The organism is Microcystis sp. M090S1 (genome assembly GCF_020246295.1).
Lineage (GTDB): Bacteria > Cyanobacteriota > Cyanobacteriia > Cyanobacteriales > Microcystaceae > Microcystis > Microcystis aeruginosa.
In genome coordinates this window covers 44,344-57,270 of sequence record NZ_JADBTF010000080.1, presented here as the reverse complement: position 1 = coordinate 57,270, position 12,927 = coordinate 44,344, and the positions used below count along the sequence as shown (strand labels likewise).

At 38.5% G+C, this 12,927-nt stretch carries 5 protein-coding genes; all 5 read right to left on the bottom strand.

From position 1 onward, the window contains the following. Positions 1-211: 211 nt before the first annotated feature. The 5 genes from IM477_RS03565 to IM477_RS03545 all read right to left on the bottom strand — a co-directional run bounded on the left by IM477_RS03565 (position 212) and on the right by IM477_RS03545 (position 12,898). Positions 212-1,147: a class I SAM-dependent methyltransferase gene (locus tag IM477_RS03565; RefSeq protein WP_287730554.1), complete on the bottom strand. Its 936-nt coding sequence runs from the start codon at positions 1,145-1,147 to the stop codon at positions 212-214. A 76-nt stretch (positions 1,148-1,223) separates the two neighbouring features. Continuing rightward, on the bottom strand, positions 1,224-2,237 hold the full coding sequence (locus IM477_RS03560; RefSeq protein WP_287730553.1) for a hydroxyacid dehydrogenase: 1,014 nt from the start codon (positions 2,235-2,237) through the stop codon (positions 1,224-1,226). 38 nt (positions 2,238-2,275) lie between these two features. After that, entirely contained in the window at positions 2,276-4,033 is a 1,758-nt protein-coding gene (locus IM477_RS03555; RefSeq protein WP_287730552.1) for an ABC transporter ATP-binding protein/permease, read from the bottom strand. Between the two features lie 82 nt (positions 4,034-4,115). Further along, a complete protein-coding gene (locus IM477_RS03550) occupies positions 4,116-12,011 on the bottom strand; it encodes a type I polyketide synthase (RefSeq protein WP_287730551.1) in 7,896 nt (2,631 codons plus the stop codon). Positions 12,012-12,142: 131 nt separating this feature from the next. Then, complete coding sequence (locus IM477_RS03545) at positions 12,143-12,898, bottom strand: aspartate/glutamate racemase family protein (RefSeq protein ID WP_190723008.1); 756 nt, start codon at positions 12,896-12,898, stop codon at positions 12,143-12,145. Positions 12,899-12,927 lie beyond the last annotated feature (29 nt).

The window sequence follows — 12,927 nt, the reverse complement described above, 5'->3', positions numbered from 1 at the left end:
TGCATGAGTGCCTGTCCTGATATGTAGCCTATACTAAGCTGTTCGTAATTTAAATTGCTTGTTGAGACGAGGCAAGAGGCAAAAGGCAACAGTAAAGGGATTGGAGGAGGTTCGGCTAATCTAAGAATAAGCGGTTTAAATGCGTCTTAGCTTAACAAGAATTCCTCCCTACCGATGGACTGGGTTTTACCTCAATCTGCTTAACCCGAACTCAGGTTAATTTAGGCTTTTCTGCCGAAAACAAAAGATAATCATCAAACGCCATAAACCAACCCCGATTGCTTGACCAAGCTTCAAGTCCAGGGTTATCTTTCTGGAGATCGATAACTAAATCATGCTTACTAATTCCTTGGCTAATCTGGGCAAAATAATGAACCATTGCCGGCCAAACATATTCACTAATAGATAAAGCTTGGATATTAACAAATCCATGCTTTTTGAGTTTTTCTACATAAGTATGTCGGTCGTATTGATTAGCAAAGGGAATACACATTTTCTTACTATTAACCCGCAGCCAGAAGTTAATTTCTCGACCCACTCTAGGCAAACAATCCGCTATAGCCAACCTTCCACCGGGCTGCAAAACTCGAAAAGCTTCCGCGAAAAAATCCTCACGAGTGTCAAAATGAAAAGCACATTCTAAAGCGGTCAACTTATCAAAAGAATTCTCAGGAAAAGGTATTTGAGTAGCCGAGCCGACTTGAAGTTTTATCCTGTCCGATAAACCTGCTTTAGCTACTCTTTCTTGAGCAATTTCTACTTGTAACTCGGTTGTATTTAGACCGATAATTGAGCCAACATTGTTTTCTCTTACCCAGAGTAAATCCTGTTCAGCAAAACCGAAACCCACATCCAAAAGGTGATCTCCGGCTTTAAGTTCGGCTACTTCGGCTAATTTACGCGCTAAAGCGGCACAAGCTCCGTTATAAGTTGTTTCTTCTTGCCAATAACCAAAATTAAGCCATTGGGGAAAATTAGGATCATGAAGATGAGGATCGCGTTTCGCTATATTAGTATACAGTTCAGAAACTTGAAACTGATCTTGCAAAAACGCCATTTCTCGAACCGGATTAAGGATAAATTGTTTGATGGTTGCCCAGCGATTACGCCATTCATCTTTGAGGGGAATTTTGCCGATGTTTTCCAAATTATTATCCTCCTAAGGATTTTGCAGAAATATTGCCATTTTTAATTAACCGAATCCCTGAGATTCTCTAGATGCTTTAAAAAAGATTCCACACCTCCGGATTAATCATATAAGGAGGCTTCTCTCCCTGAAGCACTTGTAATATTTGATTCGCCGCCGAAACAGCAGCCGCTAGACTCGCTTCAGGGGTTACTCCGGCTAAATGAGGTGAGAGAATGACATTCTCAAAATTATATAAAGGATTATCTAAAGCCGGCGGTTCTGGTTCAAAGACATCGAGGGCGCATCCAGCTATCAATTTTTGATTAAGGGCGATCCCTAAATCCTTTTCACAAACGACTTTTCCCCGGGAGGTATTAATTAAAAAAGCTGTTGGTTTCATCTTTTTAAAAACTGAGATATTAAACATTTCCCGCGTTTCACTTGTTAGTTCAGTATGCAAAGAAACAAAGTCAGATTCAGCCAGAAGAACATCTAAATCTTTGACCAAAGTTGCTCCTACTGTCTCCGCTTTGCTGGCTGGAACATAGGGATCATAAGCTAATACTCTCATCCCCAGTGCTAGGTTACATTTGTGAGCCACCAGAGTACCAATTCTTCCTAAACCCACAATACCAAGGATCTTGTTTTCGAGTTGAATCGGTTGGATCTGATTGCGAATTAAATAGTTACCCTTTTTCACACAATGATCGAAAAAAGGGAGCTTTTTGGCAAGGGCTAAAATCATAGATAAGGTGTGTTCTGCTACAGCTGTAGTTGACATTCCGGGATTATTAACAACGATAACCCCCTGTTCTGTTGCTGCCATAATATCAATAGAATCTGTGCCAAATCCAGAGGTACTAATTACTTTTAAGTGTTTTGCTAATCGGATTGATGAAGCCTCTAACTTATTAGGATAACGCACAAATACGCCAGATACTTCTTGAATGGCCTCATTAATTTTATCCAGTGTAGGGTTGGACAAAATCTCTAGATTAGTAGATTCTTCAAGAAGTTTTTCCCCCGCTTCATCATACATTTTTCCGATTAAAAGAACCCTGTGTTTTTGAATATCCATAGTCAGAGTTTTTGGTGAAGTAGTAGTCATCGTAATTTTTCCTAAATTGAGTTTTAGCAATGAAACAGTTACAGAGATTTTGAGGCTCGATAATCATCTATGGAAACAAGTCGCCAACTAGAATCCTCTAAAAGTTCTAACACCCATTGATGATACTTAAATAAACTTTCTCGATGACCTACGCTAATAAAAGTTGTCTGTGCTTTTTGTAACTGGTGATATAAGGTTTGTTCGTTGTTCAAATCTAAAGCACTTGTGGCTTCATCTAAGATTACATAGCGGGGATGGGTTACTAACAATCGTGCAAAAGCAAGGCGTTGTTGTTCTCCTAAAGATAATATATTTTCCCAAGGAACTTCCGCATCAAAGCCATGAACTTTTGTGGCTATATTTTGAAGATTAACTTGTTGTAAAACCGCTTCAAGTTCTCCATCGGTCATTTCACGGGTTGTTTTAGGATAAAGTAACTGTTCTCTTAGAGTTCCTAAAATAATATAAGGACGTTGAGGTAAAAAGAGAAATTCTTCTAAGGGAGGTCGTTTTAAACAACCAGTTCCTGCATTCCATAAGCCAGCAATAGCTCTTAATAGAGAACTTTTACCTCGTCCACTCGGTCCGACAATTAATAAACCTTCGCCTGGTTCGATAGATAGGGATAAATGTTGAACAATTACCTTTTCATAATCCGGTGTTTGTAAAGTAACATCCTCAAACTCGATCTCATTTTGTTCAAGGGTTTTAATGGTACTAGCATCCTTGGGTTGTCGGTCCATTTCTTCTAAGGCCGAGGAAAATTCAGATAGACGCTCAACATAACTGGAAAATCTGCCCAAAGAACCAAATTCAAGGATTAACTCAGAAAAACCATTAGCAAACATACTGCAAGCAATGATAGCCTGATTAACTTGTCCGAAATCAATTTCCCCCCGAATATAGGCTGGAGCGAAGACGACAAAGGGAAATATTTGAATAACTGAGCGATAACTTCGACTAAAAATGTCTTGATTTTTCTCCCAATCAATCTTACTGAGAGAATTTCTGACGAGATTATTAAATCGACGTTGAATGATTTTCAACTCTTGATTTTCGCCTTGAAAAAAGGCAATAGATTCAGCATGATTCCGAACATGAGTTAAGGTGTAGGTGTAATTAGCTTTGGATTCCAGTTCTTCTTGACTAATCTTATCTAATTCTCGACTTAAAGAAACAGCAATTAGGTTGCCGATAATTGTATAAGCCACTAGAATCAAGGCGGCTAGTCGGGAAATTGAGAAAAGAATCACTAAAAAAGTCGTCATTTCTAAGACTTTTTCTAATAAAATAGCCCCAAAATTAACAGCATTTCTAGCAATGGGTTCTATTTCTTGGGCTATCCTTTGATCCGGATTATCCACATCGGACCTAAAATTAATTTTATAATAGGCGCGATGGCTCAAATATTGGGTAACAACCTGCTGATTTAGCCATTCATACCAATCCAGAATAATTCTTTTTTTAACAAATTTAGAAAATGCAGTAAACAGGGTAATTAAAAGTAATCCTAAGCCATAAAGTAATAAACTTGTCATAAACTTAGAGGCATTTTTATCTTGAATAATGACATCAACCAAATAGCGATTAACGAAGCTATTAACTGCATTAGAGGCCACCAGTCCAACAATTACTAAAACAAGGAGAAACAGCATTCCCCATGAACTTATTACCTCTGAAAATGTCCTTCCTTTAGGATCGGTTGGATACCAGTAAGGAGCGGCAATCAATTTCAAATTGTCAAAAAATTGATGAGAACTTTTTACGGTTTCTTGTTGAAAAAATGGAGTTTGCATAGTTTGAATATAGGGTAACTTTTAGGAAATGCCTTGAATTTTTTTTAACTTCAAGCTTTCTAACTTCAAGGCTTAGGATTATTTAATCTCCTAAAAAAGCCTCCAAATCAGTAAGTTCTTGTAAGATTAAATCCTCACTAATCTCCTGCTGGACTTCAGTGAAGTTAATCATCTTCTCGGCTGTTTTTTGAACTTTTTCACCGAAAATACGGTCAAACAGATAATCAACTAAGCGTCTAATATTAGGAAAGTCAAAGATTAAAGAAGTTGGTAAGAGAACTTCTAATCCTTTCTCTAAACGATTTTTCAATTCAATAGAGGATAAGGAATCAATCCCCATTTCTATCAATCCTTGTTCTGAATCTGGCATAGATTTAATCCCTAAAATAATTCTGACTTGTTTGCTAACATATTCTAACAAATATTCCCGGCGTTCTCCTAAAGGAATATCCTCTAAAAGATGCAGTACAGAGTCTGATTCTTGAACAGACTTAATGGGAATTTCTGAGAGTCCTAAATTTTTTAGGAGTGGTTTCTCGCCTTTAAATTGATAGATATTTTTGAAACGAACCCAATCCACATCAGCGATTAAAACTTGTGTTTGATTAGAAGCCATAATAGCATCCATCACCCTCAAGGCCATATCTGGAGCAATTTCCCTGATGCCAATCTGTTTGAGCCAGTCCTCATAGTCTTGAGACACTATACCATGACCCGCCAATAATGCCCAATTTAAAGTCGTTGCAGGAAGTTGTTGAAGATGACGGAAATGAGCCAAAGCATCCAGCCAATGACTAACAGTATCATATAAGCCTTGTTCCTTTGCCCCCCAAATTGCACCCGCCGAAGAAAACAGCACAAAATAGTCTAATTGAGTACCCAAAGATAGTTGATGTAAATTCCAAGAACCCTTAACTTTTGCCTGAAAAACTGCTTCGAGATCCTGCAAAGTACAGTCTTTTAATTGAGCTTGTCGGCCTGAGATTCCGGCAAGATGGAAAATGCCACGCAAGGGATAAGCGGTTTTTTCAATCTGGGTAAATATGGCCTGCATAGCCTCAAAATTGCCAACGTCTGCCGAAATAACTTCGATTGATGCTCCTTTTTCCTCTAATTTTCTGATTTTTTCTGATATTTGGGCTAATTCGGTTGCTGAATCCCACAGGAAGCGAGCCGGTAATGAGCGGCGTGTCGTTAAAATGAGATGTTTTGCTCCTAAATTGACTAAATGTTCCGCCAATTCTAAGCCTAGATGTCCTATTCCTCCCGTAATTAGGTAGGTAGCCTCAGGTTGAATCTTAACGGTTGTTGTCTCTAGAGACTTGAGAGGAAGCAGACGAGCAATATAGCCTTGACCTTTGCGGAAGACCAAATGATCCTCATCGTGAGCATGAGTTAATCCTAATAGTAATGCGGTAATATTTTGATTAATATCAACGTCGGGATCAAGATCCAGCATACCTCCCCATAATTGCGGATTTTCTAGGGCAATAACACGCCCCATTGCCCAAAGAGGAGACTGAAACCCTAAAGAAGGCTGTTCTAATTCAAAGGGTTGGGCCCCCTGAGTGACAAGGAATAATTGAGGAGGATTAGGGATTGTTTGAATAGCTTTGAGAAGATTTAAAAGATAGTTACAGCGATTCAATAAAATGGATTCTGGTTGCTCTTTGCCATCACTATTCAAAAGATAAATGATCCGATCTGGAGATGGATTGGACGCAAACCATTCCTCTAATTGTTGTAGTTGATTAGCATTCAAACAAGACTCAGAAGATGATATTTGTGTATTTTTCTCCCCTTGATAAATTATCCTACAGGAATCACACTTTTTAAGTAGTTGCTCTTGAATCCCTAAGGGAAAAGTATTTTGTTCTGGGTCAACATCGGTAAAAATTAGCCAGTTTTTAGCGAGGTTAGGGGGGATTTCTGAACTTTGAGCCAGAATAATACTTTGCTGAAATAAAACACTACCTATTTTTTGATCAGGAGAAACAAATTCTACCTGAGAAAACCCCGATTTAAGCAGAATAGATTCCCAAGTCGATGCTGTAATTATAGGATGATTTGGGCGCAAATGATAATCGCTAAAACGCCACCAACCTTGAGTCACACCAAAGATTAAATCAATCCAGGGAGATTGCTGAGTTAATTCTAACAGTAATAAATGACCGCCTGGACGTAGTAAACTTTGAATATGAGGCAAGGTTTCCTCTTGTAAATTGGCGGTAGAGTGTAAGACATTAGCCGCGATAATCAAGTCATAAGAATGACAGCAAAACCCTTGTAATTTCGGAGCTTTTTCAATATCGAGTACTTTGTATTCTAGTCCAGAAAATTCAGCCAAATTATCTCTAGCTTTCTCTAGAAAGAAGGGGGAAACATCAGTGAATGTGTAGGTAATTTGACGAGACTTACAAGCTTTAAGAACCTGTTGGGTTGTAGCTCCAGTTCCCGCGCCAATTTCGAGAATGCGGAGGGAGGCTGAGGGAGCATAACTTGAGAGGAGAAGTTCAACGGTTTTAGAGATACCCAGATTGAGAATTTTTGCCGAAGATGTATTTTTATAAAATTCGCTGGCTCCTCCTTGTCCATCTTGAGAAAATAGGATAGATAAAGGAGATATTTTTCCCGTAATAATGGCTGCTAAATTAGTGGCAACTTGTCGAAATAGATTGAGTTCTATTTGAGCATTAGGATAATGATTGATTAAATCCTCTAACGCTAAATCAGGATTAGAGTGTTCGGGTTCTTTAACAATTTTCCATAGGGTATTTTGCTTTTCTAAAATGCCGACTTTCGCTAATATTTTTAGAACATGATTCCAGAAAGCTCTATATTCTTGTTTGAGTTCAGCTTGAATAAAACTTTGATCGGGATCAAGAAAGGTATTCATTTGAAAGAGTTCTAAATCTTTCAGAGCTTTAACTACAAAGTCAGCTGCCAGTTTTTCCATTTCGGAAAAAGCGAGAGAAACTCCCATCAATTCTGAGGAGTGTAATTGGGGTTCTAAGTAAACCTCTAAATCAGTTTTAAGGGGGGGCAAATTTTGTAGCTTACCGTTGGCTAAATCCCAGGGAAGCCAAGCTACTTGATAAAGTAATTTGGCAAAATTAAAGTCCTCTTTTTCTTGATAATAGAGTTTAATCAACTGTTGAACAATGGCGGATATTGTTGGTTTTTCATCTTCAGAATAATGACCTGTTTCTAAGAGGGTTTGCATCAAAGTATTTTTGTCCTTTTCAGATAACATTTTGACTAGATTAGATTCCTGTGGAACAGTTGCAGATGGGGTTTTTAAAGGAATCCAGTGTTGACGTTTTTGAAAGGGATAAGTAGGTAAAGCACATCGTCTAGGATGATAGTCTTGATCAAAACTAAACCAGTCTATCTTTGCACCGCAAACATAAAGTTTGCCCAGACTTTCTAATAAAACTTGCCAATCAGAAAATCCTGAGCGTAAACTGGGTAGAGTTAGAGGTTCAGATGAAGATAGGGATGATTGAATAATTCCTGAGAGAATAGGTTGAGGTCCAATTTCAATAAAGGTATCACATCCGAGAGATTGTAGGAATAAAGCCCCTTGATGAAATTGTACCGTATTTAGTAAATGTTGAAGCCAATACTGAGGAGTCATAATGCTGTCATCAGCAATTTCTCCTGTTAGGTTAGAGACCAGAGAAATTTGAGGTTGACTGAAAGAAATCTCTTGAAGAATCGTTTTAAATTCTGCAACCATTGGCTCTACTAAAGGGGAGTGAAAAGCATGGGAAACTTTGAGTTGACGAACTTTCACCCCGGCATTAGTGAAATGGTTACAGAGTTTTTGAATTACGCTTTTTTCTCCAGAAATAACGGTATGTTGTTCCGCGTTAATGGCAGCAATAGCGATTTTTATGCCTTGGCTTTGGCACTGCTCAATAACTGAGTTCTTATCGAGAAAAATAGCGGCCATTTCCCCTTGATTTTGGGGTAATTGCCCCATCAAGTTGCCTCGATGGGTGACCAGTTTTAAGCCACTTTCAAGATCAAAAACGCCAGCAAAACAAGCAGCAGAATATTCTCCTAAACTATGCCCTAAAATGGCGGCTGGTTGAATTCCCCAAGAATGCCATAATTGAGCGAGAGCAACTTCAATCAGAAATAGTGCCGGTTGGGTATAAGCGGTTTGGTTTAAGGGGTCATCTGTATCGGCAAATACAACGTTTAGCAGGGATTTACCCGTTAGTTTTTGATAGTAGTTTTCCCCTGCGTCTAAAGTTTTTCTAAAGGTGGGTTGAGTCTGATAGAGTTGATGAGCCATCCCTGCATATTGAGAACCTTGTCCTGTAAATAAAAAGGCAATTTTAGGCGGTCTTTTTTCATCAACTATACCATGAATAGTTGACTGATAATCTAGTTGCTTGAACTGACGTAATTGTTCAAGCAAATCACTGTTTTTATAGCCAGTTAAGGCTAAACGATTCGAGAAATGAACTCGGCCTGTATTTGCCGTAAATACTACATCAGACATATCCTTTTCAGGTTGACTTTCTAAAAAGTCTATGTAGCGACTTACTAACTCTTTCAAAGCCGGTTCGGTTCGAGCGGAAAGGGTGAGCAAATGATAGGGACGTTTGCTCTGATTGTCTTGAGGAATAATGGGAGGAGCTTCTTCTAGAATAACATGAGCATTAACCCCGCCAATACCTAAAGAGTTTACCCCTGCCCGTCGGGGTAATTTTTCGTCCTTGTCTTGCTTAGTAGTCCAAGAAATAGCTTCATTATTAATATAAAAAGGAGTCTGAGAAAAATTAATTTGAGGGTTAGGATTTTGGAAATGTAATGTAGGCGGAATAACTCTATATTTGAGGGCTAAAGTCGCTTTAATTAAACCAGCAATACCGGAAGCAATCTGCATATGTCCGATATTGGTTTTTACTGAACCTAAAGCACATTCTCCCTCATTTGCACCCTGATAAACTTTAGCTAAAGCATCAACTTCAATGGGATCTCCAAGGGGGGTTCCTGTGCCATGAGCTTCCACAAAACTAATTGTATTAGCATCAACACCGGCAAAGGCTAGGGCTTCCGTAGCGGCAGCAATTTGACCCTCTCCACCAGGCGCAGTAAATCCTAATTTTTGGCCACCATCATTATTAATAGCAGAGCCTCTAATAACTGCATAAATATGGTCATGATCGGCTAAAGCATCTGACAATCTTTTGAGCAGAATTACTCCTACTCCACTGCCAAAAATAGTCCCTTTTGCTTCCGCATCAAAGGCGCGACAATGACCATCAGGAGACATGATCAGTCCTTCTTGATATAAGTAACCAATTTTTTGAGGAGAATTAATTGAAGCAGCTCCAGCTAGAGCCATGTCACTTTCTCCACTAATTAGACTCTGACAAGCGAGATGAACTACAACTAATCCAGTAGAGCAAGCAGTTTGAACATTAACGCTTGGGCCGTGTAAGTTTAGTTTATAAGAAATTCGCGTTGTTAAATAGTCTTTGTCATTAGCTACCATTGTTTGAAACCCTCCCGTTGAATCTAGTGTGAAGGGTTGTAACTCGTCATTACTATCTAATTGACCCCGATTAGGATAACAATTATTGATCAAATAGGTGTTCATACTTGCGCCAGCAAATATACCAATTGATCCTTGATAATTACTGGGATTATAACCGGCGTTTTCTAAACATTCCCAACTACATTCAAGAAGTAAACGTTGCTGAGGGTCTAGTAATTCTGCCTCTCTATCTGTATAGCCAAAAAATTCGCTGTCAAAGTATTCAACTTGCTCGAGAATTGGTCTAGCTCTAACATAATTAGGCTGATTCGAGAGTTCTGGAGACACTCCCGATTCTTGTAATTCTTCTTCCGAAAAGAAAGAGATAGTTTCGATTCCATTTTTTAAATTTTCCCAGAAGGTTGTTAAATTTTTAGCTCCCGGGAATTGCCCCGCCATACCAATAATTGCAATGTCATGGGTTTCATTATGGCGACGGGTCCGATTTTCGGCACGTTGACGGCTTTTTTGTGCTATAACTTGAGTGGTATTTGATTCTTCGCTTAAGCAACGGGCTAGGGTGGCAACGGTAGGATTTTTAAACATTTCAGCAAGGGATAGCTGACGGTTAAAAAGTTTTTCAAGTTGATTTTGAACTCGGATTAAGTGTATAGAATGTCCCCCTAGTTCAAAGAAGTTATCCTCTAAACCAACTGAGGTTAACTGTAAAACTTCACTCCAAACTGCTGCTATTTGACGTTCATTTTCTGATTGAGGTAAGGTTTGATTTTTCTGACGCTCTTTTGCTAAATATTGATCTATTTCTTGGATACGGCTGCTAAATAATCCCTGTTCAAAATCCTTTTTTAATTTAGATTTTTGAACTTTGCCAATAGAGGTTTTAGGAACTAAATTTCTTTCTAAGGGAATGACATAAGCTGGAGCAATTCCGAATTTTTGGGTCAAATGACTGCGAATTTTTCTAACAACTTTTATCCAGTGTTCAAATTGATCAGATTCTGGGCTAAAAGTAATAATTAATAAGTCAGTTTCTCGACTTTGATCAAAGACGGCAAAGGCGGCTGTATAAGATACTTTAACCCCTTCTAATTCTTCGATTGTTGTTTCAAGTTCATGGGCAAAGTAATTAACACCATTAATTATAATTTCTTGTTTTTCTCGCCCAGTAATAAAGAGTTCGCCCTTAAATAAATACCCCAAATCTCCCGTAGTAAACCACCCTTCTTGAAAAACTTCCCGGTTGAGTTCAGTATTATTATAATATCCTTTAGTAACAGAATTACCTTGAATTTGAAGCTTTCCAATTTCTCTTTCAGGTAAAGGATTATTTTCCTGATCGACTATCCGGATAGTTGCTCCAGGAATCGGCTTTCCTAGAGAGACAAAACTATTTTCTTCGGTGAGTTCATTTTTACTTAAACCGGCTGACCAAGTAATCCCAGAACAGGATTCAGTCATGCCAAAAGCTGGTTTAATCGCTCTCTCCCGTAGTTGATGTTTTTCAAGAATTTCTAAGAATAGGCGAATCGTTTTTACTGAAACTTGCTCGCCAGCATTCACTAAAAATTTCATTGAGGAGAGGTTATAAGAGGCGTGCTTAAGTTCTTCTGCCTGTTGATTAATTAAGGAAAATGCAAAGTTAGGGGACCAAGAAATGCTTACTTGATGCTTTTGAATGAGTTCTAACCATTGGAGGGGTTGGCGTAGGACTAATTCCATCGGAACGTGAATTTGATGACAAGCCAAATCTACCGCCATAATTCCTAAAAATACGATAGCTCCTACATGATCTAAGGGCATCCAATTAAGGGTAACTTCTTGTTGGGTAAAGTGGTTCATTGCCACTGTACCAGCAGTCATGGACAGAATATTATGATGAGTTAATATTACTCCCTTGGGCATACCTGTACTACCCGAAGTAAAGAGTAATAAGGCTGGATCTTGTGGATCAAGAATCGGCAATTGATGGACTTTAGAGGGGGCTTTTCTGAGTTCATTAACTGAGATAACTTGCCACCCTTCTAGATGAGAGGAAGTTCCTAATTTTTCAATTTCAGTAATTAGTTCACTATCGGATAATATCAAAGGATGGTCTAAAATTTTCCAAACATTCTCTAGTTTTTTGACGGCAGAATTTTCCAGATCATAGCTAGGAGCAACGGTCAAAGGAACTGGAATAATTCCCCCTAAAAAACAAGCCCAGAGTGCGGGAATAAAGTCTTGATTTTTGGCAATTTGTAGAATGACTTTATGCCCTAATTTTATTCCTTTTTGTTCCAGTCCATTTAAAATAACGAGAGCATCTTGATATAAGTCTTGATAACTCTGAAAATATTCAGTTGCGTCATTTTTGATATAAGTAATTCCATGATTATTATGTTTAGTGGCAGTTTCTAAGACTTCTGACAGAGTCCGCCAATTATCTTCCAATTGTCCTCCAAAACTGATTGAATGCTTAGACACTTTTTTTACACCTCTTGATCAAAAATAGAACCAATCTCGAAAACCCTATGAATCAGTATATCGCTACGCGCAAGTTAAAAGTCAGAAGTGGCCAATTCAAGTTTGAATTGTACCTCCTAGGGCTGCGATGGTCAAGGGCTTTTTGGGGTTGAAGGTTGATGGCAGTCGGTCCCTCGGTCTACCTGAGCTTGTTTGATGATTAACTGAGAAAAGTTTTGAGCGATGGTACTTAAAGGATCGATCGCTTTAATGGAGTCAATTCCTTTGAGTTTGAGAGATTTTGTTAAGAGATGAAATTCGGTACACCCAGAAATATAGGAGCGAGTGTTATATTTCTCTAATAATGCTTCTATATCCCTAAGAATACTTAACGGATCGTGTCCTCTTTTTAGCACTTTATAGATCATTTCATGAATCAACTTTTGATCGCTTTCTGAGAGAGAAATAATCAGATCTGCGGTGGTGCAGCCTTCCTGAAATAATTTTTTCTGGTAAGTCCCTGTACTAGCAAGTAAAAGGGTAGGTTCATTATATTCTTGGAGTTCTTGATCCGCTATTTTAATTAAGGAAAGAAGTTTATCCTTCAGATTTTCGGAGATCTGGGGTAGAGCATAATGAGCCGTACAACAGCCAATGACTATGCAATCAGCCAGTTTATTGAGATGTTCCAGATTGACTTGGATAAAATCAATAAATTCTCTTTCTTTTCCACTATCAATAGAACCTGTGCGATCGGGTGCAGAGGGAAGAGAAAAAACGATGACATTAGGGGATTCTTGTTCCTTATCAATAAAAGGATTATATTCATAAATCGACTTAAGAAATTCGGCGGTAACCACTGGTCCCATACCCCCTAAAACGCCAAGAATCGGTAGTTTTGTCTTCATTAAAATCTCCTGCTCGTATAATTGCTGTT

What these genes read in the sequence shown, in the direction of transcription:
- IM477_RS03560 (WP_287730553.1), bottom strand. Translation starts at nt 2,237, where the DNA reads ATGACTACTACTTCACCAAAAACTCTGACTATGGATATTCAAAAACAC.
- IM477_RS03555 (WP_287730552.1), bottom strand. Translation starts at nt 4,033, where the DNA reads ATGCAAACTCCATTTTTTCAACAAGAAACCGTAAAAAGTTCTCATCAA.
- IM477_RS03545 (WP_190723008.1), bottom strand. Translation starts at nt 12,898, where the DNA reads ATGAAGACAAAACTACCGATTCTTGGCGTTTTAGGGGGTATGGGACCA.